General features: G+C 67.3%; 27 protein-coding genes. 5 read left to right on the top strand and 22 right to left on the bottom strand.

Annotated features, from left to right (window positions below; translation table 11 throughout):
• The 15 genes from ACFE65_RS12035 to ACFE65_RS11965 all read right to left on the bottom strand — a co-directional run bounded on the left by ACFE65_RS12035 (position 1) and on the right by ACFE65_RS11965 (position 13,558).
• A complete protein-coding gene (locus ACFE65_RS12035; protein ID WP_375382599.1) occupies positions 1-315 on the bottom strand; it encodes a 50S ribosomal protein L23 in 315 nt (104 codons plus the stop codon).
• Positions 315-956, bottom strand: a complete 642-nt coding sequence (rplD, locus tag ACFE65_RS12030; RefSeq protein WP_375382598.1) for a 50S ribosomal protein L4 — start codon at positions 954-956, stop codon at positions 315-317. The genes ACFE65_RS12035 and rplD overlap by 1 nt, the downstream gene beginning before the upstream one ends.
• A 3-nt stretch (positions 957-959) precedes the next feature.
• On the bottom strand, positions 960-1,814 hold the full coding sequence (rplC, locus tag ACFE65_RS12025; protein WP_375382597.1) for a 50S ribosomal protein L3: 855 nt from the start codon (positions 1,812-1,814) through the stop codon (positions 960-962).
• 214 nt (positions 1,815-2,028) lie between these two features.
• The gene (gene rpsJ / locus ACFE65_RS12020) at positions 2,029-2,337 is read right to left on the bottom strand and encodes a 30S ribosomal protein S10 (protein WP_174296414.1); all 309 of its coding nucleotides are present in this window, start codon (positions 2,335-2,337) and stop codon (positions 2,029-2,031) included.
• A gap of 207 nt (positions 2,338-2,544) precedes the next feature.
• Positions 2,545-3,735, bottom strand: coding sequence for an elongation factor Tu (gene tuf, locus ACFE65_RS12015; RefSeq protein ID WP_375382596.1), 1,191 nt, complete (start codon positions 3,733-3,735; stop codon positions 2,545-2,547).
• Positions 3,736-3,826: 91 nt separating this feature from the next.
• Positions 3,827-5,902 (bottom strand): elongation factor G, encoded by a 2,076-nt coding sequence (fusA, locus tag ACFE65_RS12010; protein WP_375382595.1) that lies wholly within the window; start codon positions 5,900-5,902, stop codon positions 3,827-3,829.
• 130 nt (positions 5,903-6,032) lie between these two features.
• A complete protein-coding gene (gene rpsG / locus ACFE65_RS12005) occupies positions 6,033-6,503 on the bottom strand; it encodes a 30S ribosomal protein S7 (RefSeq protein WP_375382594.1) in 471 nt (156 codons plus the stop codon).
• A 43-nt stretch (positions 6,504-6,546) separates the two neighbouring features.
• Positions 6,547-6,918 (bottom strand): 30S ribosomal protein S12, encoded by a 372-nt coding sequence (gene rpsL, locus ACFE65_RS12000; protein ID WP_174296410.1) that lies wholly within the window; start codon positions 6,916-6,918, stop codon positions 6,547-6,549.
• Between the two features lie 159 nt (positions 6,919-7,077).
• Positions 7,078-8,142, bottom strand: a complete 1,065-nt coding sequence (locus ACFE65_RS11995) for an alpha/beta fold hydrolase (protein WP_375382593.1) — start codon at positions 8,140-8,142, stop codon at positions 7,078-7,080.
• 104 nt (positions 8,143-8,246) lie between these two features.
• Positions 8,247-9,644 carry a hypothetical protein gene (locus tag ACFE65_RS11990; protein WP_375382592.1) on the bottom strand — a complete coding sequence of 466 codons (1,398 nt, stop codon included), beginning with the start codon at positions 9,642-9,644 and terminating at the stop codon, positions 8,247-8,249.
• A 44-nt stretch (positions 9,645-9,688) separates the two neighbouring features.
• Positions 9,689-10,102: a ribose-phosphate pyrophosphokinase gene (locus ACFE65_RS11985; RefSeq protein WP_375382591.1), complete on the bottom strand. Its 414-nt coding sequence runs from the start codon at positions 10,100-10,102 to the stop codon at positions 9,689-9,691.
• Complete coding sequence (gene lpdA / locus ACFE65_RS11980) at positions 10,080-11,489, bottom strand: dihydrolipoyl dehydrogenase (RefSeq protein ID WP_375382590.1); 1,410 nt, start codon at positions 11,487-11,489, stop codon at positions 10,080-10,082. The genes ACFE65_RS11985 and lpdA overlap by 23 nt, the downstream gene beginning before the upstream one ends.
• Before the next feature lie 59 nt (positions 11,490-11,548).
• The gene (locus ACFE65_RS11975) at positions 11,549-11,887 is read right to left on the bottom strand and encodes an acyl-CoA thioesterase (RefSeq protein WP_375382632.1); all 339 of its coding nucleotides are present in this window, start codon (positions 11,885-11,887) and stop codon (positions 11,549-11,551) included.
• A gap of 47 nt (positions 11,888-11,934) precedes the next feature.
• Positions 11,935-12,144 carry a hypothetical protein gene (locus ACFE65_RS11970; protein WP_375382589.1) on the bottom strand — a complete coding sequence of 70 codons (210 nt, stop codon included), beginning with the start codon at positions 12,142-12,144 and terminating at the stop codon, positions 11,935-11,937.
• A gap of 4 nt (positions 12,145-12,148) precedes the next feature.
• Complete coding sequence (locus ACFE65_RS11965) at positions 12,149-13,558, bottom strand: pyruvate dehydrogenase complex dihydrolipoamide acetyltransferase (protein WP_375382588.1); 1,410 nt, start codon at positions 13,556-13,558, stop codon at positions 12,149-12,151.
• A gap of 115 nt (positions 13,559-13,673) precedes the next feature.
• Between ACFE65_RS11965 and ACFE65_RS11960 the strand changes: the two genes are divergently transcribed.
• Together ACFE65_RS11960 and ACFE65_RS11955 are read left to right on the top strand one after the other, a co-directional pair.
• Positions 13,674-14,129: a universal stress protein gene (locus tag ACFE65_RS11960; RefSeq protein WP_375382587.1), complete on the top strand. Its 456-nt coding sequence runs from the start codon at positions 13,674-13,676 to the stop codon at positions 14,127-14,129.
• A 49-nt stretch (positions 14,130-14,178) separates the two neighbouring features.
• Positions 14,179-15,516, top strand: a complete 1,338-nt coding sequence (locus tag ACFE65_RS11955; protein WP_375382586.1) for a M20/M25/M40 family metallo-hydrolase — start codon at positions 14,179-14,181, stop codon at positions 15,514-15,516.
• A gap of 18 nt (positions 15,517-15,534) precedes the next feature.
• Here ACFE65_RS11955 and ACFE65_RS11950 read toward each other — a convergent pair whose 3' ends face one another.
• The 4 genes from ACFE65_RS11950 to ACFE65_RS11935 all read right to left on the bottom strand — a co-directional run bounded on the left by ACFE65_RS11950 (position 15,535) and on the right by ACFE65_RS11935 (position 18,529).
• The gene (locus ACFE65_RS11950) at positions 15,535-16,761 is read right to left on the bottom strand and encodes an RcnB family protein (protein WP_375382585.1); all 1,227 of its coding nucleotides are present in this window, start codon (positions 16,759-16,761) and stop codon (positions 15,535-15,537) included.
• A gap of 108 nt (positions 16,762-16,869) precedes the next feature.
• Positions 16,870-17,361, bottom strand: coding sequence for a GAF domain-containing protein (locus ACFE65_RS11945; RefSeq protein ID WP_375382584.1), 492 nt, complete (start codon positions 17,359-17,361; stop codon positions 16,870-16,872).
• 41 nt (positions 17,362-17,402) lie between these two features.
• Positions 17,403-17,828: an alternative ribosome rescue aminoacyl-tRNA hydrolase ArfB gene (gene arfB / locus ACFE65_RS11940; protein ID WP_375382583.1), complete on the bottom strand. Its 426-nt coding sequence runs from the start codon at positions 17,826-17,828 to the stop codon at positions 17,403-17,405.
• Between the two features lie 11 nt (positions 17,829-17,839).
• Positions 17,840-18,529 carry an RluA family pseudouridine synthase gene (locus ACFE65_RS11935; protein ID WP_375382582.1) on the bottom strand — a complete coding sequence of 230 codons (690 nt, stop codon included), beginning with the start codon at positions 18,527-18,529 and terminating at the stop codon, positions 17,840-17,842.
• An 86-nt stretch (positions 18,530-18,615) separates the two neighbouring features.
• On the opposite strand from ACFE65_RS11935, the gene ACFE65_RS11930 reads away from it, so the two are divergent.
• Positions 18,616-19,311, top strand: a complete 696-nt coding sequence (locus tag ACFE65_RS11930) for a M15 family metallopeptidase (RefSeq protein WP_375382631.1) — start codon at positions 18,616-18,618, stop codon at positions 19,309-19,311.
• Positions 19,312-19,484: 173 nt separating this feature from the next.
• Here the strand turns inward: ACFE65_RS11930 and ACFE65_RS11925 are convergent, their stop codons facing one another.
• Both ACFE65_RS11925 and ACFE65_RS11920 read right to left on the bottom strand, forming a co-directional pair.
• Positions 19,485-20,063 carry an RES family NAD+ phosphorylase gene (locus tag ACFE65_RS11925; RefSeq protein ID WP_375382581.1) on the bottom strand — a complete coding sequence of 193 codons (579 nt, stop codon included), beginning with the start codon at positions 20,061-20,063 and terminating at the stop codon, positions 19,485-19,487.
• Entirely contained in the window at positions 20,060-20,395 is a 336-nt protein-coding gene (locus tag ACFE65_RS11920; RefSeq protein WP_375382580.1) for a hypothetical protein, read from the bottom strand. The genes ACFE65_RS11925 and ACFE65_RS11920 overlap by 4 nt, the downstream gene beginning before the upstream one ends.
• A gap of 530 nt (positions 20,396-20,925) precedes the next feature.
• On the opposite strand from ACFE65_RS11920, the gene ACFE65_RS11915 reads away from it, so the two are divergent.
• A complete protein-coding gene (locus ACFE65_RS11915) occupies positions 20,926-22,308 on the top strand; it encodes a 3' terminal RNA ribose 2'-O-methyltransferase Hen1 (protein ID WP_375382579.1) in 1,383 nt (460 codons plus the stop codon).
• Positions 22,305-24,848 carry a polynucleotide kinase-phosphatase gene (locus ACFE65_RS11910; RefSeq protein WP_375382578.1) on the top strand — a complete coding sequence of 848 codons (2,544 nt, stop codon included), beginning with the start codon at positions 22,305-22,307 and terminating at the stop codon, positions 24,846-24,848. Before ACFE65_RS11915 ends, ACFE65_RS11910 begins: the two co-directional genes overlap by 4 nt.
• On the opposite strand, the gene ACFE65_RS11905 is transcribed toward ACFE65_RS11910, so the two are convergent.
• On the bottom strand, positions 24,760-25,446 hold the full coding sequence (locus ACFE65_RS11905; RefSeq protein ID WP_375382630.1) for a DNA N-6-adenine-methyltransferase: 687 nt from the start codon (positions 25,444-25,446) through the stop codon (positions 24,760-24,762). The genes ACFE65_RS11910 and ACFE65_RS11905 overlap by 89 nt on opposite strands.
• Positions 25,447-25,872: the final 426 nt, after the last annotated feature.

The following is a 25,872-nucleotide window of genomic DNA, read 5'->3' as shown; positions in this document are numbered from 1 at the left end:
TCAAGCGATCCCCGTCGTCACGTCGATCGACTGGCCATCCGCCAGCGTCACGATCGCCTTCTTCACGTCGGACTTCGTGTAGGGCGTACCCTTCCACTTCTTGGTCTTGCCCTTCTGGACGAGCGTGTTCACACCCGTCACCTTCACGTCGAACAAAGCCTCGACCGCCGCCTTGATCTGCGGCTTGGTCGCATCGTTCGACACGCGGAAGACCGCCGCGTTCTGCTCAGACAGCAACGTCGCCTTCTCGGTGATGTGCGGTGCGACGATCACGTCATAATGACGCACGTCCACCGACTTGCTCGGCTTAGCCATTAGTTGGCCCCTCCCGGGAGGGCGAAGCGCGCCTCCAGCTTCTCGACCGCGGCGCGGGTGAGCACCAGCGTGTCATGCTTCAGAATGTCGTACACATTGGCTCCAGCTGCCGGCAACACGTTGACCTGCTGAAGGTTGCCCGCGGCTAGCGCGAAGCTCGTCTCGACCGAATCGCCGTCGATCACCAGCGCTGTCTTGCCGAACGGCAGCTTGGCAAGATCGCCCTTAAGCGTCGTGGTCTTGCCGCCTTCGACAACCAGGCTGTCCATGATGACCAGCGTGCCCGCCTTGGCATGGCTGCTGAGCGCCATCTTCAGGCCGAGCGCGCGAACCTTCTTGTTGAGGCCCGGGTTGAAGTCACGGACGCGGGCGCCATGCGCCTTGCCGCCGCCGATGAACACCGGCGCACGCCGATCACCGTGACGGGCAGTACCGCCGCCCTTCTGGCGTCCGAACTTCTTGCCCGTGCGGGCGACGTCGGCGCGCTCGCGCGTGCCGCGCGCGGTGCCGCGACGCTTCTCGAGCTGCCAGGTGACGACGCGGTGGAGGATATCGGCGCGCGGGTCGAGGCCGAAGACCTCGTCGTTCAACTCGATATCGCCGCCAGCCTCACCGGTGAACGACGTGTATGGGATCTTCATGGATCAGCCCTCCTGGCCGGGGGTGAGGTCGGCCGGCGGAACGCTGCCCGGGTCGACTTCGCCCGCGCCATGCGCATCGGATGCCGCGACGCCGGCTGCGACTTCCTCGGCGCTCGGATCATGCGGCAACTCGTGGACGGCGGCCGGCGCGATCTCCGCGACGTGCGGCTGCTCGTTATGCTCGGGCGCCCGGATCGCGGCAGGCAACGGCGCGTCGGCATGACGCGCGACCTTCACCGCGTCCTTGACGAGGAGCCAGCCACCCTTGGAGCCGGGAACCGAACCCTTGATGAAGATGAGCCCGCGCGCCGCGTCGGTGGAGACGACCTCCAGGTTCTGCTGGGTGCGGTTCTTGTCACCCATGTGACCGGCCATCTTCTTGTTCTTGAAGACCTTGCCGGGATCTTGACGCTGACCGGTCGACCCGAGCGAACGGTGCGAGACCGAGACGCCGTGCGTCGCGCGCAGACCGCCGAAGTTCCAGCGCTTCATGCCGCCGGCGAAACCCTTGCCCTGCGTACGGCCCTGGATGTCGACCATCTGGCCGGCGACGAAATGCTCCGCCGAAATCTCCGCGCCGACATCGAGGAGGTTCTCCTCCGTCACGCGGAATTCGGCGACAATCGCCTTGGGCTCGACCTGCGCCTTACCGAAATGGCCGCGCTGGGGCTTGGCGACGTTCTTGACCTTGGCGGCGCCAGCGCCAAGCTGGACGGCCGTGTAGCCGTCGATGTTCTGTTCGCGGCGGGAAACGACCTGCAAAGCCTCGAGCTGCAACACGGTGACCGGCACATGCCGACCATCGTCCTGGAACAGGCGGGTCATCCCCATCTTCTTCGCGATCACGCCGGTACGCATGATCCATCTCCTCACAGAGGCCCCGAGCGGAATGCCGGGGGCGTGTCAGCCCGGAAGTGCGAAGCGTGGCCCCGTCCCGGGCTGGTCGCTCCCGTTGAGGGAGCGTGACGGGAGACGCTGTCCCGGCGGCAAGCCACCGGCGGTATCTCTTATTTACGGCTTCCGCGAGACTGCCCCCTGATAACTGGACCACTCGATCGCGGAAGCAGCGCCCTTAGGCGAGCTTGATCTCAACGTCAACGCCCGCGGCAAGGTCGAGCTTCATCAGCGCGTCCACGGTCTGGGGCGTCGGCTGCACGATGTCGAGCAGACGCTTGTACGTACGCGTCTCGAACTGCTCGCGGCTCTTCTTGTCGATGTGCGGCCCACGATTGACCGTGAACTTGTCGATGTGCGTGGGCAGCGGGATCGGCCCGCGGATCAGCGCGCCGGTGCGACGCGCCGTATCGGCGATGTCGCCTGCCGCCTGGTCGAGCACGCGATGATCGAACGCCTTGAGGCGAATACGGATGTTGGTGTCCATGATCCCTACCGATACCAATGACGACTCCGGCCCCCGCCCCTCCACCCGGACCGGGAGGAAGGCTCGTGCCGCAGGCGCGATACCGGCGGGATGAGGCCTGAGGCAAATGCTCAGGCGGGGAGAAAGAGCCGAGTGAACCCTATACGAAAAGTAAACGGCCGACCCCGGTTGCCCGGGGCCGGCCGCTCCCTAGAGCTGATGACCTTATTACTTCGTGATGCTGCTGACAACCCCGGCGCCCACGGTCCGGCCACCCTCGCGGATGGTGAAGCGCTGGCCGACGTCCATGGCGATCGGCGCGATTAGCTTGATGCCGAGCGCGACGTTGTCGCCGGGCATCACCATCTCGGTGCCCTCCGGCAACTCGACGGTGCCGGTCACGTCCGTCGTGCGGAAGTAGAACTGCGGACGGTAGTTGGCGAAGAACGGCGTATGACGGCCACCCTCCTCCTTCGACAGCACATACACTTCCGACGAGAAGTCGGTGTGCGGCTTGATCGAGCCGGGCTTGCACAGCACCTGGCCGCGCTCGACCTCTTCACGGCCGACGCCGCGGATCAGCGCGCCGACGTTGTCGCCGGCCTGGCCCTGGTCGAGCAGCTTGCGGAACATCTCGACGCCCGTGACCGTGGTCTTGCGCGTGTCGTTGATGCCGACGATCTCGACTTCCTCGCCGACCTTGATGATGCCGGTCTCGACGCGGCCGGTGACGACGGTGCCGCGACCCGAGATCGAGAACACGTCCTCGATCGGCATCATGAACGGCTTGTCGAGCGGACGCTCGGGCTGCGGGATGTACTCGTCGACGGCCGCCATCAACTTGAGCACGGCGTCATGGCCGATCTCAGGCGTCTTGTCGTTCAGCGCGGCGACCGCGGAACCCGGGATGATCGGGATGTCGTCGCCCGGGAACTCGTAGCTGCTCAGCAGCTCGCGGATCTCCAGCTCGACGAGCTCGAGGATCTCGGGATCGTCGACCAGATCGACCTTGTTCATGAACACGACCATCGCCGGCACTCCGACCTGGCGGGCCAGCAGGATGTGCTCGCGCGTCTGCGGCATCGGTCCATCGGTCGCCGACACGACCAGGATTGCGCCGTCCATCTGCGCCGCACCGGTGATCATGTTCTTCACATAATCGGCATGGCCCGGGCAATCGACATGCGCATAATGGCGCGCCTTCGTCTCATACTCGACATGGGCGGTCGAGATGGTGATGCCGCGCTCGCGCTCTTCGGGCGCCTTGTCGATGTTGTCGTACGACGTGTATGTGGCGCCGCCGGTCTCGGCCAGAACCTTGGTGATCGCGGCCGTCAGCGACGTCTTGCCATGATCGACGTGACCTATGGTGCCGATGTTGAGATGCGGCTTGTTCCGCTCAAACTTTGCCTTCGCCATGATTTCCTTGCCTTCTGGTTTGGTTCCGGATTCGCTTGCGGAGCCGCGCCGGACGCGGCCCCATAGCCATCCTTGTAGTGTAACGCCAGCCTTACGCGAGCTTCGCCTTGACCTCGTCGGCCACGTTCTGCGGCACCTCGTCGTAGTGCGAGAACTGCATCGAATATTGCGCGCGCCCCTGCGTGAACGAGCGGAGCGCGTTCACATAGCCGAACATGTTGGCCAGCGGGACCATCGCTTCGACTGTCTGCGCATTGCCCCGGCTGTCGGTGCCCTGAATCTGCCCGCGCCGCGAGTTCATGTCGCCGATGACATCACCCAGATAATCCTCCGGAGTAACGACCTCGACCTTCATGATCGGCTCGAGCAGCTTGATGCCGGCCTTCTGAGCGACTTCCCGCATCGCGGCGCGCCCGGTGATCTCGAACGCCAGCGCCGAAGAGTCGACGTCATGGTAGGCGCCGTCGTACAGCACGATCTCGAAGTCGATGATCGGGAAGCCGACCAGCGACCCCGTCGCGGCCGTCTCGCGCATACCCTTCTCGATCGACGGGATGAACTCCTTGGGGATATTGCCGCCCTTGACCTCGTCCTTGAAGACGATGCCGGAGCCGCGCTCGCCCGGAGCGACCTTCACCTTGACGCGACCGAACTGACCGGTGCCGCCCGACTGCTTCTTATGGGTATAATCCACATCGACCGGCTTGCCGAGATATTCGCGGTACGCGACCTGCGGCGCACCGACGTTCGCCTCGACCTTGAACTCGCGCTTCATGCGATCGACGAGGATCTCGAGGTGGAGCTCGCCCATCCCCTTGATGATCGTCTGGCCGCTCTCGGCATCCGACGACACGCGGAACGACGGGTCCTCGCGCGCGAGGCGATTGAGCGCAACGCCCATCTTCTCCTGGTCGGCCTTCGTCTTGGGTTCCACCGACAGCTCGATGACGGGCTCGGGAAACTCCATCCGCTCCAGGATGATCGGTGCCGACTGCGCACACAGCGTGTCGCCCGTCGTCGTGTCCTTCAACCCCGCCAGCGCGACGATGTCGCCCGCGAACGCCTCCTGAATATCCTCGCGGCTGTTCGCATGCATCAGCAGCATGCGACCGACCTTCTCCTTCTTGTCCTTCACCGAGTTCTGAACGACCGACGCCGCATCCAGCTTGCCCGAGTAGATGCGGGCGAAGGTGAGCGTGCCGACGAACGGATCGTTCATGATCTTGAACGCGAGCGCCGAGAACGGCGCCTCATCCGACGAGGCGCGCGAGTCGGGCGTCTCGCCGTCGAGCTTGAGACCCTGGATGGCGGGCACGTCGAGCGGCGACGGCAGGTAATCGACCACCGCGTCGAGCAGGGGCTGCACACCCTTGTTCTTGAAGGCCGACCCGCACAGCACGGGGACGAACGAGAAGTTGAGCGTGCCCTTGCGGAGCAGCGCCTTCAGCGTCGCGCTGTCGGGCTCGTTGCCCTCCAGATACGCCTCCATGATGTCGTCGTCCTGCTCGACGGCCATCTCGATCAGCTCGGAGCGCGCCTTCGCCGCCGCATCCGCCAGTTCGGCCGGGATGTCCTGATATTCGAACTTGGCGCCCAGCGACTCCTCGAGCCACACGATCGCGCGGTTCTCGACCAGGTCGACCAGGCCCTTGAAGCTACCCTCGATGCCGATCGGCAGGTACAGCACCGCCGGACGCGCGCCGAGACGGTCCTTGATCATCTCCACGCAACGTTCGAAATTGGCGCCGGTGCGGTCGAGCTTGTTGACGAAGCACATCCGCGGAACCTTGTACTTCTCCGCCTGACGCCAAACCGTCTCCGACTGCGGCTCGACGCCCGCGACGCCATCGAAGCATGCGACCGCGCCGTCGAGGACGCGAAGCGACCGCTCGACCTCGATCGTAAAGTCGACGTGGCCCGGCGTGTCGATGATGTTGATCCGATGATCGTTCCAGAAGCACGTCGTGGCCGCCGACGTGATCGTGATCCCGCGCTCCTGCTCCTGCTCCATCCAGTCCATCGTCGCGGTGCCCTCATGGACCTCGCCGATCTTGTAGGACTTGCCGGTGTAATAGAGGATCCGCTCGGTCGTCGTCGTCTTGCCGGCGTCGATATGCGCCATGATGCCGATGTTGCGGTACATGCTGAGCGGATGGCTGCGGGCCATGATCGTAGCTTCCTTAGCGATGCGGGGAGCAAGGACAGGCGTCCCGGCTCCCCGCGGTATAGATCGAATGTCGGACGGTTCCAAGCCCGCCCTTATCGTCGTCGCTCCGATCGGAACGACGACGACGGCGTCACCAGCGGTAGTGGCTGAACGCGCGGTTCGCTTCCGCCATGCGGTGCGTGTCCTCACGCTTCTTCACCGCGTTGCCGCGGTTGTTGGCGGCGTCCATCAGCTCGCCCGACAACCGTGCGGCCATCGTGTTCTCGCTGCGGTTGCGCGCCGAGGTGATGAGCCAGCGGATCGCCAGCGCCTGCGCGCGCTCGGGACGCACCTCGACCGGGACCTGATAGGTCGCACCGCCGACGCGGCGGCTGCGGACCTCGATGCCCGGCTTGATGTTGTTGAGCGCGTCATGAAACACGCCAAGCGGATCGCGCTTGGCGCGCGTCTCGACAGTGGTCATTGCACCATAGACGATCAGTTCGGCGACGGACTTCTTGCCGTCGTACATGACGGAGTTCATGAACTTGGAGAGCACGATATCCCCGTACTGGGGATCGGGCAGGATTTCCCGCTTTTCGGGACGACGACGACGGGCCATCTGGCTTTACCTTTCAATCAAGCTGGGAGGACGGGGACGCGGCCTACTTGGGCCGCTTCGCGCCGTACTTCGACCGCGACTGCTTGCGGTTCTTCACGCCCTGCGTATCGAGCACGCCACGCAGCACATGATAGCGAACGCCGGGGAGATCGCGAACGCGACCGCCGCGGATCAGCACCACCGAATGCTCCTGCAGATTGTGCCCCTCGCCGGGGATGTAGCTGATGACTTCGCGCTGGTTGGTCAGGCGGACCTTGGCAACCTTGCGCAACGCGGAGTTCGGCTTCTTCGGAGTCGTCGTGTACACGCGGGTGCAGACACCGCGCTTCTGCGGGTTCTGCTCCATCGCAGGGACCTTGCTCTTGGCCTTCTGCGGATCGCGGCCCTTGCGGACCAGCTGGTTGATCGTCGGCATTGAAGCCTTCACCTTTCAAAGGGTTACTTTGCTGGAGCCCAACAAACTCGGAATGCGAAAAGAGGCTGTGGTCCGACGTCGCCGGTCCAGGCCCCTCAATGCATCCAGCAATGTTCAAGCATGTCCACCGGCGACAAAGCACCTGCGGACGCCCGGCTCCTAGCCGATCGGCTCCGGCCGGTCAACCGCGGCCCGGGTGCGCGTCGTGCCGGCAACGGGCGCATGAAGGATGTCCAACAGCACGGCATTGAAGCGTTCGGGCGCCTCCACCTGCGGCGCGTGGCCCAGCCCTTCCATCCTGACCAGCGTCGCGTTGGGCATCTGGCGCACGGCGACGGGGGCCGCCTGCGGGATCGCGGTCAGGAAACGCCCGAGCGAGCCCGGTATCTGCGCCCGACCATAAGCGGTCGCGTCCAGCGTACCGACGACCACGGTCGTCGCGGGCCGGATGCGGTAGAGCTCATGCGCGACCGGCTGCGTCTTGATCATCTCGCTCGTCTTGGCCTGGGCGAGCGCCACCGCGTCGCGGCCCGGGCCCGCGTACATCCCCGCCTCCATCCAGACCCAGCGATCGAACGCGGGCTTCCACGTTCCGTGGTAGTAATTGGCCTGCTCATACGCCTTGATCGACGCGTAATTCGTCCGTTTCTCCGCGGACCAGAGCGCGTCGACGTCGCTATAGGGCAGCCCTTCCTCAGATCGGTCCTTCAAGCCAAGCGGGTTGACGAGAACCAGCCGGTCCACCGCATCGGGAAACATGATGGCGAACCGCATCGCGATCATGCCGCCGATTGAATGACCCACGACGCTGGCATGGGTGATGCCGCGCGACTCCATCAGTCGATGGGTCAAGGTCGCGAGCATCTCGAAACTATATTGCGCGGCATGCGGCTTCGAGGATTTGCAGAAGCCGACCTGGTCGGGCACCAGCACGCGATATCCGGCCGCCGACAAGGCCCTTGCCTGCGACTCCCATGTCGCGCCGCAGAAGGTCTTGCCATGCAGCAGAACGATCGAGCGACCGTTGGGCCGGTCGGGGGCGATGTCCATGAACGCCATCTGCGCCGACGCGCCGACGACATCGACCGACATCGTCTGCACCGGCCAGGGATAGTCGAACCGTTCGAGCTGCGGCCCGAAATCAGGGGTCGGTGTCGGCCCCGCCGCGACACCAAGCGCGAGTGCGAGTGACAGCCCGGCGATCTTTCGTGACGTAAGCGGCATTGTCCCCCCCGGAACCCGACATCCTTCCATATCAACCCAAAGCCGTGACGTCACTCCCACTGAACCAAATTAGCAGTTAAGTAGTCGCCAATATGGTGAGAGCCTCACCAGGCGAGCATGCCGATATAGCTTTCGGGCGGCGCGGGCAGCCGTATCCGGGCCATTACTCCCGCAGCGACAACCAGCGTCAGCACACTTGCCCCGACGAGCAACACGCGCCGTTCGCCCCTTCCCGTCCCATCGGCCACCAGCAGCGCAGCAAGCGCCGCGGCGATCATCGACCACAGATGATACCGCAGGTCCGACGCGATGCTGATGACCGCGAAGCTGCCTTCCATCGCCAGGGCCGAGGTGGAGAGGGCGAGCGACAGGTCCCGGGCCGGTTCGGCCGGGCGTAGCACCGCGATCACCCAGGCGGTCGCCGCGACGACGATCCATGCGACAGGCCATGCGAACGGAACGTCGATCAGCCGGCCGGCGGCCTGCTCGAACCCTGCGGCGGCACGATCCGGGTCGCCGAGCCCGAGATCGTTGGGTTGGCCCGTCATCGGTGGCGCGGCGCTCGACCAGCCGGCACACACCATCCAGCGATCCGTCGAGTTGAGGTGCGTCAGGCGATGGCCGGCATAGGCGAGCGGGTGCGCCGCAATCATGCGGGCGAGTGTCGCGTACAGCGTACCGGGCGGAATATGGCGCAATGGCTCCACGACCCCATTGCATCGATCCGGCTCGCCGAGCGGATCCCAGAAGAACCCCTTGACGCAGTGGCGCTTGATGAGAGCGGCGATCGCGGCACGGTCGATCGGCAGGCCAGGCGCGTCCGGCACCCGCACCGCGATACCGGCCAGATCGTAGATCGCTTCTGTCCGCTCCACGCCGCTGCGTTGTGCGCCAAGCAGATCGTGGTTGATCGGGCCGGATACTGCCAGCACCCCGACGATCCCGGCCAGCCCGGCGCCCGAGCGAGCAAGCGGCTTCCACCCTGGGACCAGCATCACCGCGAGCGGTACCACCGCGAACACCGCATTGGCACGCACAAGCACCGCATAGCAGAGCAGCACGGCGACGGCCGCCCATGCCGCCGCCGGCACACGCCGACCGCGCAGCCGCCACCAGCCGACCAGGCCCACCGAGGCCAGCATCGCGCCGGTCATCTGCGCATCCTTCAACACCGCCGCCTGCCAGCCCAGGAACGGCGGCCACGCCGCGATCGCCAGTACCGCCCAGCCCGCCCGCCGCCGACCGATCGCGCCCAGCCCCGCGGCGATCAGGCCAAAGCCAAGCCAATAGGATGCCATCTGCCCGACCAGCATCGGCGTCGCGCCCCCGCCGACGATCCCGTGCAGCGCCGCCCAGAGCCATGCCATCGCGGGCGGATGCCAGTCGTCATACTCGCCCGACAGCACCTGACCATATTGCGCGACCGTGTCGTAGAGCGAGATGCCGGGCCAGAAGAGAGCGAGCGAGGCGACAAGAGCGAGCGCCGACGCGACACCGAACAATCGACGATCTCTGGCTGGTGGTCCTGCGCTCGTCATGCCGACGACTATGCCCGACCTCGCCAGAAACGGAATGCCCGTCGTTGGACCGTGGCCACGAGAGTGCGCGCGGCGGGGCCGGTCCAGTCGCCGACATGACCCTCCTTGGCCGCATGGCTGATCCACCAGCCCTGCCCCGGCAGGCCGTCGCTTTCGCGTACCACCAGGACGGCGAGTCCCGGCTCGCCGGCTGCCGCGCCGGCGCGATCGATCGCGTCCATCGTCCCGCAGAGCGCGCGCATCTTGGGTCGGCTGAAGCGCAGGCCGAGCCGAAGCAGCACGGCGGAATAACTCACCGCCTCGCCCGCCCGCGCCGTCTCGACCAGCAGCGCGCGGATCGTCGCCACGTCGGCAAGAACGCTCGCGTCCTCGGCCGCCGGATCACCATGCGGGTGGACGTCAGATATGGATGGCTCGTCCATACGCACCGAGCACCGATTCGTGCATCATCTCCGACAGCGTCGGATGCGCGAACACCGTCTCCATCAGCTCGGCCTCGGTCGTCTCGAGCTGGCGCGCGATGACATAACCCTGGATCAGTTCGGTCACTTCAGCCCCCACCATGTGCGCGCCCAGCAGCTCGCCCGTGGCGGCGTCGAACACCGTCTTCACGAACCCGTCCGCCTCGCCGAGCGCGATCGCCTTGCCGTTGCCGATGAAGGGGAACTTGAACGCCTTAACCTCGTGCCCGGCTTCCTTCGCCTTGGCCTCCGTCAAGCCGACTGACGCAACCTGCGGGCGACTGTAGGTGCAGCCGGGGATGTTCCAGGTCTCGAACGGGTGCGGATCCTCGCCCGCGATCTTCTCGATGCAGACGATGCCCTCATGGCTAGCCTTGTGCGCCAGCCAGGGCGCACCCGTCACGTCGCCGATCGCGTAGATGCCCTCGACGTTGGTGCGCCCGAACCCGTCGACCTTGATGTGCCCGCGCTCGGTTTCGACGCCCAGCGCCTCCAGCCCGATATCCTCGGTATTTGGGATGATTCCGATCGCCACGATCGCGTGGCTGAACTGCTCGATGGTGACGGTGTCGCCCCCTTCAGAGGCTTTCGGGCCCTTGATCGACGCAGTGACCCCACTCGCGGACGTGTCCAGCTTCTCCAGCCCGGTCGCGGTGCGGATCGCGATCCCGTCCTTGGCCAGCCGCTTCTCCATGAAGGCACTGATCTCCTCGTCCTCCACCGGCAGGATGCGCGGCAACATCTCGAGGATCGTTACCTCCGCCCCCATGTCGTGGTAGAAGCTCGCGAACTCGACGCCGATCGCACCCGATCCGATCACCAGCAGCTTGGTCGGCATCTCGGCGGGCACCATTGCATGGCGATAGGTCCAGATGCGCTTCCCGTCCGCCTTGGCGAACGGCAGATCGCGCGCCCGCGCGCCGGTGGCGATCAGGATGCGCCTGGCTTCGACATCGACCGTCTGGTCGCCCTGTTTCACGCTCAGCCTGCCCTTGCCGGTGAGCGCGCCGACGCCCTCGTACACCTGGACCTTGTGCTTCTTCATCAGGCCTTTGACACCGGCGTTGAGCTGCCCCGCCACCTTGCGGCTGCGATCGACGACGCGGCCGAGGTCGAAGCCGACGTTGTCCGCCTTCAGGCCGTAGTCGGCGGCATGGGTCATATAGTGGTACACCTCCGATGTGCGCAGCAGCGCCTTGGTCGGGATGCACCCCCAGTTGAGGCAGATGCCCCCCAACCGCTCGCGCTCGACGATCGCGACCTTCAGCCCGAGCTGCGACGCGCGGATCGCCGCGACATAGCCGCCGGGCCCCGAGCCAAGAATGATGAGGTCGAAGGTGTCAGCCACGTCGTGTGTTCCTCGTACGGCCACGATCGACGCGGCCTCGTTCCATCACAGATAGGCGGTCACTTCGCCCCTGACACCGCTCTAGGCCGCCGCTCCTCGTCGATCGCGACGAACACGAAACGCGCTTGCGTCACCAAGCATTGCTCCTCGACGTGCCGGCCGCGACGCCAGGCTTCGACCTCGATCGTCATCGACGTGCGGCCGACCGCGACCAGATCGGCGTAGACCGATACCTCGTCCCCCACCGCGACCGGCGCGTGGAACTTCATGCCGTCGACCGCGATCGTCACCGCCCGGCCGCGCGAGTGTCGCGAGGCGACGAGGCCGGCGGCCATGTCCATCTGGCTCATCAGCCAGCCGCCGAAGATGTCGCCATACGGGTTCGCGTCGGCGGGCATGGTGGTGACGCGGATCGCGGGCGAGCGGTCGACGGATGGAGCCTCGGTCACGACCGCCCCCGATCAGCCAGCCACGCGCGGCGCAATGGCCCCACGCCCATGCCGAGCACCACCAGCATCGTCGCCCATCCGATCAGCCGCACGGTCGCCGCCCCGACCGGATAGGACCAGGCGCCGGCCGCGAACACCGCCGCGGTAACGCCGAGTCCGGCGGCGAGGTGAAGCAGCTCGGCGAGCGTCCGGCGGCCCATCGCCATCGGCTTAGGCCAGCATCGCCAGCGGCGCCTCGACCAGCGTCTTGAACGCACGCATCAGCGCCGCGCCATCCGCCCCATCGATCGCGCGGTGATCGAAGCTGCCGGTCGCGGACATCACGGTCGCGACGCCCAGGCTGTCGTCCGCCATCACCCACGGCCGCTTCTCGCCGGCGCCCACCGCCAGGATCATGGCTTGAGGAGGATTGATGACCGCGTCGAACTGCGTGATCCCGTACATGCCCATGTTGCTGATCGACGCAGTGCCGCCCTGATACTGCTCAGGCTTCAGCTTGCCGTCGCGTGCGAGCGCGGCCAGATCCTTCACCTCCGCCGAGATCGCGGACAGGGACTTCGCGTTCGCGCCCGTCACCACCGGCGTGATTAGCCCGGTCGGCGTCGACACCGCGACCGAGATGTCGGCGCGGGAAAAGCTGACTAGCTGGTCGGGCGTGAACATCACGTTGCACGCGGGCACCTCGATCAACGCCGCCGCCAGCGCCTTCACCAGCAGATCGTTCACCGACAGCTTCACGCCGCGGCTCGCTAGGCCGGCGTTCAGGTCCGCGCGCAGCTTCAGCAGCGCATCCAGCCGGACGTCCACCGTCAGATAGATGTGCGGGACGGTCTGCTTCGACTCGGTCAGCCGCCGCGCGATCGTCTTGCGGACGTTGGACAGCTTGGCGGCGGTATGCGGGATGTCCGGGATCGCCGCCGCCTCGGCAGCAGGGGCTGGGGTCGAGACGGCCGGAGCATCGGCCTTCGCGGGTTCCGGCGCAGCCTGAGGCGCCGCGGCCGTCGCCGGCGGCGCTGCCGTGAGCTTCGCCCCGGCCAAGTCCGCCTTCACGACGCGCCCGTTCGGGCCCGATCCGGTCAGCGTGGCGAGGTCAATGCCCTGTTGCGACGCCAGCCGGCGCGCGAGAGGGCTGGCCTTCACCCTGGCTTCATCGCCAGCGGAAGGCTCGGCAGGAGCGGGAGCAGGAGCAGGCGGGGCGCCAGGTGCGCTGCCCTCCGTCGGCGGCAGGCCATGGTCCTCCGCAGCGCTCGCATCGCGCGAGACAGGCACGCCCTCGTCGCCCTTCACATTGGGATCGGTCGGATCGGGGCGGCCGCGGAACAGGGGGTCGGCGGGCTGCGGCGTCTCGCTCTTGGCCGTCGGGGCCGATGTGCCCTCGCCGTCCGCATCCAGCGTCGCGATCACGGTGCCGACCTTCACGCCGTCCGTGCCTTCGGCCACCGCGATGCTGGCGATCGTGCCCTCGTCGACCGCCTCGAACTCCATCGTCGCCTTGTCCGTCTCAATCTCGGCCAGCAGGTCGCCGGATTTTACCTGATCGCCCGCCTTCACCAGCCATTTGGCGAGCGTCCCCTCCTCCATCGTCGGCGACAAGGCCGGCATCCTGATTTCGATCGGCATTGGACTACTCCGGCGTACGCGCTCCCGTCTCTTGCTCCGCCACCCGCGCGGGTCAAGCGGGGCCTTGCGGCCCCGCATTGTCGGCGTCAGGAAGTTGCGTGAGGAGACACCGGCAATGCGCATCTACCTGGTGGTGGTCGACGACAGCGCCGAGTCGCAGATCGCGTTGCGCTTCGCCGCGCGGCGCGCGCTGAAAACCGGCGGCCGTGTGGAGATACTGGCGCTGATCGAACCGACCGAGCTCGTGCCCTGGGGCGGCGTGCAGGCGGCGATCGAGGACGAGGCGTACGAGCAGGCCGAGGCGCTGGTCGCGACGGCGGCCGGCGCGTTGCTCGTCGAATCGGGCCTGACCCCGAGCATCACCGTGCGTCAGGGCGAGGGTCCCCGCGTGATCCGCGAGATGATCGCCGCCAATCCCGACATTGCCGCGCTGGTGCTGGGCGCGGCGGCGAGTGGCGCGCCGGGGCCGCTAGTCGCGCATTTCGCGGGCGCGGACGCGGGCGCATTGTCGGTGCCGATCATGATCGTGCCCGGCAGCCTCAACCAGGCCGCGATCGATCGGTTGAGTTGACCAGTCGTTTCGGCTTGAGCGCGCCGCCGAGCCGGGTAACATTGGCGTTATGCGCACCCTTCCGCTTCTTCCGCTCGTCCTCCTCGCCAACCCTGCGGTCGCGGCTCCGCCTGCGGAGGCGCCCAGCCCCGATCGGCTGAAGGCGACGATCACGCGATTGGTGGCGTTCGGCACCCGCCACACCGCCTCGTCACGGACCGATCCGGTGCGCGGCATCGGCGCGGCGCGCAACTGGGCGGCGGCGCGGTTCGCCGAGGTCGGCCGCGCGTGCGGCGGCTGCCTGACCGTCGAGCGGATCGACCGCAAGTTCACCGGGCCCCGTGCGCCAAGCGGCGTGATCGTCGAGGACGTGCTGGGCATCCAGCGCGGTTCTGATCCGGACCGTTACGTCATCGTCGGCGGCCACATCGACTCCATCGTCGGCGACGTGATGGACGCCACCGCCGATGCGCCCGGCGCCAACGACGATGCGTCGGGCGTGGCACTGGTGCTGGAAGCCGCGCGTATCCTGTCGAAACAGAAGTTCAAGGCGACGATCGTCTACGCGATCTTCTCCGGCGAGGAGCAGGGGCTGTGGGGCGGCACGCTCCTCGCCGACACGGCAAAGGCGCGCGGCTGGCATGTCGACGCGATGCTGAACAACGACATCGTCGGCAGTACGGTGGGTCAGGGCGGCGTGCGGGTCGCGGACCGGGTGCGTGTCTTTTCGGAAGGCACGCGCGCCGACGAGAGCCTGGCCGACGCGATGGTGCGGCGCGCCGAGGGAGGCGAGGACGACGGCCCGTCGCGCGCGCTCGCTAAGGCGATCGACGGCATCGCGGAAGGGATTCCCGGCGGGCTCGACGTGCGGGTGGAACGCCGCCCGGATCGGTTCGGGCGCGGCGGCGATCACGAGCCGTTCCTGGCGCTCGGCTATCCCGCAGTGCGCTTCACCGTCGGCGCGGAGAACTGGGACCGCCAACATCAGTATGTCCGTACCGAGAACGGCCGCAGCTATGGCGACACGATGGACGGCGTGGACGTTGACTATCTTGCCAAGGTGACGGCGATCAATGTCGCGACGCTGGCCCGACTGGCCGAGGCCCCCGCGGCGCCGGCACGCGTCGCCCTATCGGGCGCGCTGTCGCGCGACACCAGCGTCTCGTGGCCGGCGACGGCCGACGCGGTGGCGTATAAGGTCTACTGGCGCCCGAACGACACCACTGCCTGGACGACGAGCCGGCCCGTGGCGGGGGCGACCAGCATCGTCCTGGCGGATACGCCCGTCGACGACAATTTCATCGGCGTCTCGTCGATCGCGGCGGACGGCGCCGAGAGCCTCGTCACCTTCGGTAGTCGCGCCCCGACGCCGCCCCGCCCTACACCTGCGGCGCCCCCGCCACGCTGACGGATCGCGACTGCTGCGTCAGCGGCAGGAGCAGACCGGCCGGTGCCAGACGTGCTTGCGGTAATGGTGAACCGCAGGCTGGATATATGTCACGCTGTCCTCGAACACCTCGGTAGTGGTCGTCACCACCGGCGCGCTCGCGATCGTCACGGTCGTGACCGTGGCAGGCGCATAGTAATAGCCGTTGACGTAGGTTCCGGTCGAAACGCCGCCGACGGCGCTCGTCGTGACCAATGTGCCGGGGCCGCTCTCGATGATCGTCGGCGGCGCCAGTCGAGGGCCGCCTGGCGGCGGATAGCCCGGGCCGGGAGCATAGCCGCCGCCGGCGTAACCGGGGCCCGGCGCGGGATAGCTCGCGCCGCGGTCGTCGGCATAGTCCCGGTCGCGGCGGTGCGCGCTGCGATCGATCGCATAACCCGCCAACGCCCCGGCGCCCGCGCCGATCAGCGCGCCGCCGACCTTGTCGTTTCGTCCGGCGATCAGTCCGCCCGCGATCCCGCCGGCGGCACCGCCGATCACCGCGCCACCGACGCCGTTGCTGCCGCGGCCCTGCCGATCATCCTGCCGGTAGCCGTCCTGCCTGTAGCCGTCCTGCTGATAGCCACCCTGCGGATAACCCTGCCCATAGCCGGGCTGCCCACCATAACCGCCCTGCCCGGGGGCCCCCTGCCCCTGGCCTATCTGCGGCGGGTAGGCATAGCCCGCGCCCGCGCTCTGCCGATATGAGTCGGTGTTGGCCAGATAGGCGTCGAGCCGGCCGCCCTGTGCCTCGTCGAGATCATAGGTGTTCCAGGCGATCCCGCCGACGGTGTCGTACACCGAGCCGCGCCCATCGATCAGCACGGCATCGTCATAGTAGCGAGACCAGCTATATCCCACCGGCGGCTGGTAGAGGCCGTAGTCGCCGAAGTCGGTGATCACGAAGGTTGGCGAAATCCAGTAGGTCGGCAGGCCAAACCCGCGATACGGCCGACGATAACCGCTCCAGCCCCCCGGCGCGCGCATTCCGCCCACCCAGTGGCCCTGATACTGGCCGCCCCAGTGCCGACTGCCCTTGGGATGGGCGCCGCGCGTGGCTGGTCCGGCCTGTCGCATGCCGTTCGGTGCGGGGGGAGCGCCGCCGCCCGTCATCGGCGCGCCCATGTCCGGGCCACGCTCGACCATGCGCTGCTGGTCGGCCTGCGCGGCGCCCCCGAACAGGCCGGCGCTCGCCAGCATCGTCGTCGCGATCATCACGGTCCGCATGTCGAGCTTCACTCCCTGTCGCCGCCCCGCACCAACGTGCGCTTCGTTACCGGGTTCATTACCATTCCGGTCCGATTGCCGCCAGCGGCCCGCCTGTCCCGTTTCGGATCAGCGCCGCTCGCCGATCCGTGAGGCCAGCAACGCCGCGATCGCCTCGCATCCGGCGGCGTCCACGGCCTCGAACCGGCCCGGCACCGGGCTGTCGAGATCGAGCACCGCGATCACGACGCCGCCCCGCACGACGGGCACTACCAGCTCCGCGCGACTCGCCACGTCGCACGCGATGTGCCCGGGAAAGGCGTGGACGTCGGGCACCAGCTGCGTCCGGGCAGTGGCGGCCGCCGTTCCGCAGACGCCACGGCCGAGCGGGATGCGGATGCAGGCCGCTTTGCCCTGGAACGGCCCCAGCACCAGCTCGCCGTCGACCATGCGATAGAAGCCCACCCAGTTGAGATCGGGCAGATATTGCCACAACACCGCCGCCGCATTGGCCATGTTGGCGACGCCGTCCGGCTCTCCCGCGGTCAGCGCATCGATCGTGCCGAGCAGGTCCCGGTACAGCTCCTCGGGGTCGGCGGCGGCGATGCGGATGTCGTGCATCGCCGTCGGATAGGACAGGCGAAGACGGGACGCGAGCGCGATCAGTCGTCGCGCACCCGCCCGCGCCCCGCCTTCACGCCCGATCGCTTCACCTTGCCGTCGACGCGGCGGGTCTGCGACGCGCGCGTCGGTTTGGTCGGCCGGCGCTTCTTGGGGACGATCGTCGCCTCGCGGATCAGCTCGATCAGCCGCCCGCGCGCGTCCTGCCGGTTGAGCAGTTGCGAGCGAGATCCCTCGCTCCGCAGCACCAGCACGCCGTCGCGGGTGAGGCGCGAGCCCGCCAGCATCGCGAGACGGTGCCGCACCGCTTCGGGCAGGCTCGGCGAGTTCGCCACGTCGAACCGCAGGATGACGGCGCTGTCGGTCGTGTTGACATGCTGGCCGCCCGGCCCGCCCGCCCGGGTCGCCGTCTCGACGATCTCGCCGTCGTCGATCGACAAGGACCGGGTGATCGGGATCGCGACCATGACGGCGTCGCCTACCGGACGAGCGCCGCGCCCGCGCCGGGGCCGTCGGACGCCGGCAGGAACTCGGCGAAGGCGCCGAACCGCTCGGGCAACGGCGCCTGCGCGCGGACCGGCTCCTTGCCCGGCCTCGGCACCGTCAGCGACGCGGCGTGCAGCAGCATCGGGCCACCGCGCCGGCCATAGATCGGGTCGCCCGCGATCGGCACGCCGATCCCGCTCGCGGCATGCACGCGCAGTTGATGCGTCCGTCCGGTCGCCGGCCGCATCGCGATCAGCGCCCGCCCGTCCACGCGCGCCAGCACCTCCCAGCGCGTCGACGCCGCCTTGCCCCCGCCATCGGCCACGATGCGCCACCCCTCCTCCCGCGAGCTGACCTTTCCGAGCGGCATGTCGACCACGCCCTCCTCGCTCGCAGGCTCGCCATCCAGCACCGCGAGGTAGAGCTTCTCGACCTCCCCGCGCTCGAACGCCTGTTGCAGCCGGGCGTGCGCCTTGGGGTTGCGCGACAGCAGCAGGCAGCCGCTCGTGTCGCGATCGAGCCTGTGCACCGCCTTGGGCCAACGCTGGAAGCCGAAGGTCAGCGTCGACAGGTGGTTCTCGAGGCTGAGCCCGCCGTCGCGCGGCGGATCGACGGGCAGGCCGGCAGGCTTGTCGATCACGAGCGCCTCGCCGTCGAGGAAGAGAACGTGGTTGGCGAGCATGGACCGCCCTTGCCACCCCCGAACCGAGCGTGCCAGAGCCTCATGCGATGGCTCGGGCTCGCAGATGGATCTTTCCAGCCGTGGCTATGGCGTTGGCTGCGCCCGGTGCCGCGCAGATCGCAGGGGAGTCGGCAGAGGACGGGCGGTTGCTCGGGCACCTTGCCTATGCCCAAGCCGAGGCGGCCGACCTCGCAGACGCGCCGCGCGGTTTTGGGGTGGGCCAGCCCTGCCGGGTGCGCGCCGTCGTGCTGCCCGATCTTGCGCGCCTGCTCGACGCAGCGGGGGCGGCCGGGCTGGGCGAGACGCTGCACGGCATCTCGTGCTTCCGCTCGGTCGCGCGCCAGCAGGCGGTGTTCTGCCGGACCGCCGCGACCTGCGCGAATGCCGCCCGGCGTGCAGGCTCGGTCGGTCCGCCCGGGCACAGCGAGCATGCGACCGGCTATGCGATCGACTTCGCCGTCCGACCCTCGCGCGGCTGCCGCGACGTCACCGACTGCATTGCCGAAACGGCCGCCGGCCGCTGGCTGCTCGCGCACGGGCCGCGATACGGGTTCGAGCTGTCGTTCCCGGCCGGCAACGCGCAGGGCGTGACGTACGAGCCGTGGCACTGGCGCTGGGCGGGAACGAGCCAGGACGAACCCGGCGCCGCGGAGGCGCGCGCCACCTTCGCGGAAGCCCGAACGCACTTTCCAGCGAACCCGGATGAAGCAGGGTTTGCCCTGCGACCGGCAAGCGCATCGGATGGGCCGACGGCGAGGCCGCAAGCCTTACCTCTCAACTGACGATGAGCGCGATGGTCGGGGAGACAGGATTCGAACCTGGAATACCGTCTGCCCAGACCCTCGGATTTCCGCGGGTTTCGCAGGATTGCGGCACCCTTGTGAGTCGTTTGTGTGGTACTGTCCAGTGCTATCCTGAAGCCGGCCGGCTTAAGCGGCTTTGCTGATGAACCGGATCATTGTGGACGGTGAACGGAGCGACATTCGGCGAGATCGACGATCTCCCCCGCGTCGGCGGTCAACTGGGCGAAGCTGGCGTGTTCGGTCAGGATGACGACGTTGCTCGTCGGCCAGCGCGCGTTGGGAACGACGATCGCCTCATACTCGTAGAAGAACGCGACTTCGCCGATCTGCTGGGTGGTCGGATACTCGCCGCCGCGCTGCACATAGGACAGCTGCCCGTACCGCTGCATCTCGACACCCAGCGCCGCCAATCGCCCCTCGCCGGACAGATCGAGCACGCGGGTGAACTCGGCCTCCAGCCGATGAACCCGCTTCACCGGCTTCGACGGTGGGATCGGCTGACCGCGGGCCGCGTGAAACCAGGCCTCGGCCAGCGCGCCGTCGCGCTCGCTCGATGTATAGAGCACGTCGAAACTGCCATCGTCCCACCGCCCGCCGGACCGCCCGGCGCTGAGCGGATCACGACCCTCGGTGACCACGCGCCACAACTGCGTCGCCAATCTGATAGGCGTTTCGGTCTCGATCGCATCCAGCAGCGCCTGCGGTCGAGGCAGGCGATGGTCCTGGCTCAAAGATATGCTTCTGCATCTAGCCGATCGAGGATCGCGATGACGTCGGCCGTGCGATCGCTGACGATCAGGTCGATCGCCCGCCGCCCCTCCAACTGCGGATGATCCGAATAGAGCCAGATGCGCACTTCGTCGGGCGTATAATATTCGTCAAGCCGGCTCACGACATAGTGCAGCCGCGCCAGCAGGAGCTGGACATCAGGCTTGGGGGAATGTGATCCGGCCTTCCAGCGATGCACCGTCGCCGACGATACATCGGTGAAATTGGCGATGTCGGTGCCCTTGAGGCCGCCATCGTCCTGTAACCTGTCAATGAAGCGGGTAACGGCGTTCATGGTCTTATGACCCTCGCAGTCTGAAGGGAGATCACGTTTGCCACGACAGTCACATATCACCTCGTTTCCACCGCTACCAGCTTGTGAAAACGATTCGATACCCGCTGGAGTGGGTAGTGCTATCGGCCGTCAAAGGGAATCAGGCTGGCAGGATGGTGAAGCTGGAAAGAACCAATCCGCTTGTCTGTTGCCGAGCACGACCAGATTGGGCCGCGAGAGCTGGGCAGAGCCCGCCAAGGGCCCAGCTTAGCCCGCGATAATGCCACCTCGTGTCAGCCTCTGCCCTGGCCTTGATCGACTTGACCGCGGTGAGGTTTCCGAAGATGCTAGCCATATGACCGTCGCCGGCACCATCAGCTCGATCGAGCGCACTGCCTGCTACGCACGGGCACATGCTGGCGCGCGCCCGTTCAATCCACATCATCCTCACCTGTGGGCTGCGCCTTAGCCGGGATCTTTACTTTCCTGACCATCGCCACAGCCCTTCCGAGCCCCTCGGGAGGGCTTTTTCATACCGGACGCACGCCGCCATGCTCCTGACCCTCACCACCACCCACACGCCCGCAACCGATCTCGGCTTCCTGCTGATGAAGCACCCGGACAACGTCCACACCGCCGACCTCGCGTTCGGGACTGCGACGCTGTTCTATCCCGAGGCGGACGAGGCGCGCTGCAAGGCCGCGCTGATGGTCGAGGTCGATCCGATCGAGCTGGTGCGTGGCCGTGGTGGCGCGCCCGGTATCGAGGACCAGTATGTCAACGACCGGCCGTACGCCGCCTCGTCGCTGCTGGCAGTCGCGATCGGACGGTCGCTTGGCACGGCGATGAGCGGCCGCTCCAAGCACCGCCAGGAACTCGCCGATCTGCCGCTCCCGTTCGAGGTGACCGTGACGCCGGTGCGCGGCAGCCCCGATCTCGTCGAGCGGCTGTTCGCCCCGCTGGGCTACACGGTCGAGGCTGACCAAGTCACCCTGGACCCTCTGCACCCCGAATGGGGCGCAAGCCCCTATGTGTCATTGCGCCTTGCTGGCGAGGTGCGGCTGGCCCAGCTGCTCACCCACCTAACGGTGCTCATCCCGGTGCTCGACGGCGCCAAACACTATTACATCGGCGATGACGAAGTGCAGAAGCTGCTCCGCCGCGGCGATGGCTGGCTGGAGGCGCATCCCGAGCGCGAACTGATCGTCCGGCGTTACCTGCGCTTCGGCTCGCTCGTCCACGCAGCGCGCGCCAGCTTCGACGAGCAGGTCGTGGCCGAGCCGGCGGAGGACGTCGCCTCGCGCGACGCCGCCGAGGAGGCGCTGGAAAAGCCGGTCCGTCTCAACGACCAGCGCATGACCCGCGTCGTGGAGACGCTTCAGGGCCTTGGTGCCGCGACCGTGCTCGATCTGGGGTGCGGCGAGGGACGGCTGGTGCGCGAGCTCCTCCGGCATGGGCAGTTCCGCCGCATCGTCGGCGTCGAGGTCGCCCCGCGCGTCCTGGCGGGCGCCGCCGACCGGCTGCGGCTGGAAGAGATGCCTGACCTCAAGCGCAAGCGGGTCGAGCTGCTCCAGGGCTCGCTCGTCTACCGGGACGACCGGCTGCAGGGCTTCGATGCCGCCGCGGTCGTGGAGGTGATCGAGCACATGGACCCGGACCGTCTGCCCGCCTTCGAGGCCGCGGTGTTCGGCCACGCGCGGCCTGGCGCGGTGATCGTGACGACGCCCAACCGTGACTATAACGCCATGTTCGAGACGCTGCCGGCAGGCACGATGCGGCACCCCGACCATCGCTTCGAGTGGAGCCGGGCCGAGTTCCGCCACTGGGCCGAGAGCGTGGCGGCCGCCCACGGCTATGAGCTGCGGATGGAGGGCATCGGCGCGGAGGACGCCGCGTATGGCTGCCCGACCCAGATGGGAGTGTTCACGCGATGAACATTGAGATACCCGAGTTCGCGCTCGTGTTGCTGGTCGGTGCATCGGGCACCGGCAAGTCGAGCTTCGCCGCCAGGCACTTCCTGCCCACCGAGATCGTCTCGTCCGACCGGATGCGCGGCTGGGTGGCAGATGACGAGACCGACCAGGCGACGACCGGCGATGCGTTCGATCTGCTCCACTTCGTGGTCGAGAAGCGCCTGAAGGGGCGCCGGCTGACGGTGGTCGACGCAACCAACGTGCAGCCCGAGTCGCGCAAGTCGCTGATCGCGCTGGCACGCAAATGGCACGCGCTCGCCGTCGCGGTCGTGTTCGACCTGCCCGAGGCAGTCGCGGTCGCCCGCAACGCTGCCCGCCCTGACCGGCAGTTCGGCGCCGGCCCGGTCCGGCGGCAGATGCAGACGCTCAAGCGCTCGCTGCGTGGGCTGGAGCGTGAAGGGCTGCGCTATGTCCACAAGCTGACCTCGGTCGAAGCGGTCGATGCCGTGACGATCACGCGCGCCAGGCTGTGGGTCGACAAGCGCGGGGAGACGGGGCCGTTCGACATCATCGGCGACGTGCATGGCTGCGCAGACGAGCTGGAGACGCTGCTAGCCGACCTTGGATATCAGGTCGCCTGGTCTGGTAAGGATGTCGCGGTCACGCCCCCGCCGGGCCGCCGCGCGATCTTCCTCGGCGACTTCGTCGATCGGGGGCCGCGCACACCCGATGTTCTACGGATCGCCAAGTCGATGGTCGAGGCGGGCACCGCGCTCGCCGTCGTCGGCAACCACGATGACAAGCTCAAGCGCCACTTGTCGGGCAAGCAGGTGAAGGTCGCGCACGGCCTCGCCGAGACGATCGCGCAGCTGGCCGAGGAACCGACCGAGTTTCCGGGGCAGATGCGCGCATGGCTCGACACGCTCGTCAGCCATTACGTCCTGGACGGCGGTAAGCTGGTCGTCGCACACGCCGGACTCAAGGAAGAGATGCAGGGCCGTGCCTCGGGGGCGGTGCGCTCCTTCGCCATGTACGGTGAGACCAGCGGCGAGATCGACGAGTTCGGCCTGCCGGTGCGCTACGACTGGGCGGCGGACTACAAGGGCATCGCCAAGGTCGTCTACGGCCACACACCGGTGGTGGACGCGAACTGGGTCAACGGCACGCTCTGCATCGACACCGGCTGCGTGTTCGGCGGGAAGCTGACCGCGCTCCGCTATCCTGAGATGGACCTGGTCGAGGTCGCTGCGCAGGCGACCTATTACGAGCCGATCCGCCCGCTTGCGGCGCCATCGGCTGCGACCGGCGAGGCGCACCCCGGTCAACTCAACATTGCAGATGTGCTCGGCCGCCAGGCGATCGAGACGCGTGACCTTGGCATCGTCGTGGTGCCCGAGGCGAACGCGGCGGCGGCGCTCGAGGTAGTGAGCCGACACGCTGTGGACCCCCGCTGGCTGATCCATCTGCCGCCTACGATGTCGCCGGCGGAGACCAGTCCGATGGATGGCTGGCTTGAGCGGCCGGAGGAGGCGTTCGCCTATTACGCGACCAAGGGCGTCTCCTCGGTCGTGGTCGAGGAGAAGCACATGGGCTCGCGCGCGCTGGTGGTGCTCGCGCGCACGCAAGCCGTCGCCGAACGCCGGTTCGGTATCGCCGACGGCAGTCGCGGCGTCGTGACGACGCGCACGGGGCGTCGCTTCTTCACCGACTCGAAGATGGAGGCGGTGGTGCTCCACCGGCTCGACCCCGCGATGGCGTCGAGTGGACTGTGGGACGAGCTCGCGAGCGACTGGGTGCTGTGGGACAGCGAGATCCTTCCGTGGAATCTCAAGGCCGGGGCGCTGGTCAGCCGCCAGTATGCGCCGGTCGGTGCTGCTGCTGTAGCGGCGACTAATGCAGCCACCGAAGCGCTCGCGTTGGCGCAAGCGCGTGGGATTGCCGTTGGTGAGTTACTGGCAACGACCCGCGCACGGGCCGACGATGCGACCCGCTACCGGGCGGCGTATAACCGGTATGTCGGCCCGGCGGCGGATATCGACGACGTGCGTATCGCGCCGTTTCACCTGCTCGCTTCCGAAGGTGCGGTCCACTCCGACAGGGATCACCTGTGGCACATGGCGCAGGCTCACCGACTAGCCGCGGCGGCTCCGGCACTGGTGCTCGCCACAGCGCATCGCCGCATAGATTTGGCTAACGCGGTACAAGTCGCGGACGCGATCGCCTGGTGGGAGGCGCTGACAGGCGCCGGCGGCGAAGGCATGGTGGTCAAGCCGCTCGCCTATCTGGCGCGCGGCAAGCGCGGCCTGCTCCAGCCAGCGATCAAGTGCCGCGGACGTGAATACCTGCGCATCATTTACGGGCCGGACTATGACCGACCGGAAAACCTGGAGCGGTTGAAGAAGCGTGGGCTTGGGCTGAAGCGGCAGATGGCGATCCGTGAAACCGCACTTGGGCTTGAGGCGCTGCACCGCTTCATCGATCATGCGCCGCTGACGCGCGTTCACCAGTGTGTTGTCGGTGTGCTGGCGATGGAGAGTGAGCCTGTTGATCCTCGCCTGTGATCGGTCGGGCGCGCGCCAGCCAGTGGCCTGCCACCAGTTCCGAATATCGCCGCTTCTGCTCGGCCGTAATCCCCAGACACACGAGCATAAGCGAGAACGGCGTGTGCTGGGGTATTCCCTGAGCACTTAGAAACTTTACGCGCCCCTGCAGCAGGAAGATGTCCGCGACCACGCTCAACGTGCCGTGGAAGAAGGCCGAGTCGGTTCGGACCGGGACGAGGCAGACCACTGTCGCAACGTTTCCGACGCGCCATTGCTCATGGGCACGCCTTAGCCACGAAAGCATTTTCGAATAGGGTGGATTGACGAAAGCAAGTTGACCAGACCAGCTATCGACGAGCCCATCACCACCCTCGTTCGGCAAAATCCGACGACATGCTACGACAGGGCTACGTCGATCGGCGCAGGGGTCTAGGTCGATGATCCCGAAAGCTGCGTAGATGCTCTCCATGAAGTCAGTCGGCGTAAAGCGGCTATCTCGATCGGCCTTGTCGCCCTGCCCCCAAAAAGCTCGCTCGGGCGCTTGGCGGCGAACGCCTGGTGCCAGCACGGCGAGCACCTTCAATAAGCTGGCAACCGATCCACCGCCGCGCTCCATGCTAGCGACGGTCGTGCGAGATAGTCCCGCCCTCGCCGCCACCTTGTCCAGCGACAACGATAGCTTGTGGCGACGCGCACGCAGCTGGTCGGGCAGAGTCGTCCCTGATCCCAGACCTGTGAGGCGGAAGTTCAACGCGGCCATCACCGCGATTAGCGTCGCGACCGACCCGACGCCGCTTTCCAACCTCTTTATGGTTTGAGCGTCACCAGCGATCCGGTCGGCGACGGCCTGTTGCGAGCAGCCAGATGCCCGACGGGCCCGACGAATTTCTTCGATTAGTATTTGATCCCTCCCGGGATTGCATTCTGATCCAATACGAGCACGCTGCCACGAAGAGGCCTAACTGCACAAGCCGCTGGCGGCCCGAATGGTGGATGCACGAACCCGCTGCGCGGGAGGGTGGACGCGGCACGGTTGAGTTGA

Origin of the sequence: uncultured Sphingomonas sp., from assembly GCF_964237335.1 — a bacterium.
In the GTDB taxonomy this organism is placed as follows: domain Bacteria; phylum Pseudomonadota; class Alphaproteobacteria; order Sphingomonadales; family Sphingomonadaceae; genus Sphingomonas.
This window is presented reverse-complemented; position numbering and strand designations above follow the sequence as displayed.

Bases quoted from the DNA above. Each gene is read 5' to 3' on its own strand.
- ACFE65_RS12035 (WP_375382599.1), bottom strand. From the start codon at position 315: ATGGCTAAGCCGAGCAAGTCGGTGGACGTGCGTCATTATGACGTGATC.
- rplD (WP_375382598.1), bottom strand. From the start codon at position 956: ATGAAGATCCCATACACGTCGTTCACCGGTGAGGCTGGCGGCGATATC.
- rplC (WP_375382597.1), bottom strand. From the start codon at position 1,814: ATGCGTACCGGCGTGATCGCGAAGAAGATGGGGATGACCCGCCTGTTC.
- rpsJ (WP_174296414.1), bottom strand. From the start codon at position 2,337: ATGGACACCAACATCCGTATTCGCCTCAAGGCGTTCGATCATCGCGTG.
- tuf (WP_375382596.1), bottom strand. From the start codon at position 3,735: ATGGCGAAGGCAAAGTTTGAGCGGAACAAGCCGCATCTCAACATCGGC.
- fusA (WP_375382595.1), bottom strand. From the start codon at position 5,902: ATGGCCCGCAGCCATCCGCTCAGCATGTACCGCAACATCGGCATCATG.
- rpsG (WP_375382594.1), bottom strand. From the start codon at position 6,503: ATGGCCCGTCGTCGTCGTCCCGAAAAGCGGGAAATCCTGCCCGATCCC.
- rpsL (WP_174296410.1), bottom strand. From the start codon at position 6,918: ATGCCGACGATCAACCAGCTGGTCCGCAAGGGCCGCGATCCGCAGAAG.
- ACFE65_RS11995 (WP_375382593.1), bottom strand. From the start codon at position 8,142: ATGCCGCTTACGTCACGAAAGATCGCCGGGCTGTCACTCGCACTCGCG.
- ACFE65_RS11985 (WP_375382591.1), bottom strand. From the start codon at position 10,102: ATGGACGAGCCATCCATATCTGACGTCCACCCGCATGGTGATCCGGCG.
- ACFE65_RS11975 (WP_375382632.1), bottom strand. From the start codon at position 11,887: ATGCCCGCCGACGCGAACCCGTATGGCGACATCTTCGGCGGCTGGCTG.
- ACFE65_RS11970 (WP_375382589.1), bottom strand. From the start codon at position 12,144: ATGGCGATGGGCCGCCGGACGCTCGCCGAGCTGCTTCACCTCGCCGCC.
- ACFE65_RS11965 (WP_375382588.1), bottom strand. From the start codon at position 13,558: ATGCCGATCGAAATCAGGATGCCGGCCTTGTCGCCGACGATGGAGGAG.
- ACFE65_RS11960 (WP_375382587.1), top strand. From the start codon at position 13,674: ATGCGCATCTACCTGGTGGTGGTCGACGACAGCGCCGAGTCGCAGATC.
- ACFE65_RS11955 (WP_375382586.1), top strand. From the start codon at position 14,179: ATGCGCACCCTTCCGCTTCTTCCGCTCGTCCTCCTCGCCAACCCTGCG.
- ACFE65_RS11950 (WP_375382585.1), bottom strand. From the start codon at position 16,761: ATGCGGACCGTGATGATCGCGACGACGATGCTGGCGAGCGCCGGCCTG.
- ACFE65_RS11945 (WP_375382584.1), bottom strand. From the start codon at position 17,361: ATGCACGACATCCGCATCGCCGCCGCCGACCCCGAGGAGCTGTACCGG.
- arfB (WP_375382583.1), bottom strand. From the start codon at position 17,828: ATGGTCGCGATCCCGATCACCCGGTCCTTGTCGATCGACGACGGCGAG.
- ACFE65_RS11935 (WP_375382582.1), bottom strand. From the start codon at position 18,529: ATGCTCGCCAACCACGTTCTCTTCCTCGACGGCGAGGCGCTCGTGATC.
- ACFE65_RS11930 (WP_375382631.1), top strand. From the start codon at position 18,616: ATGGCGTTGGCTGCGCCCGGTGCCGCGCAGATCGCAGGGGAGTCGGCA.
- ACFE65_RS11920 (WP_375382580.1), bottom strand. From the start codon at position 20,395: ATGAACGCCGTTACCCGCTTCATTGACAGGTTACAGGACGATGGCGGC.
- ACFE65_RS11915 (WP_375382579.1), top strand. From the start codon at position 20,926: ATGCTCCTGACCCTCACCACCACCCACACGCCCGCAACCGATCTCGGC.
- ACFE65_RS11910 (WP_375382578.1), top strand. From the start codon at position 22,305: ATGAACATTGAGATACCCGAGTTCGCGCTCGTGTTGCTGGTCGGTGCA.
- ACFE65_RS11905 (WP_375382630.1), bottom strand. From the start codon at position 25,446: ATGGAGCGCGGCGGTGGATCGGTTGCCAGCTTATTGAAGGTGCTCGCC.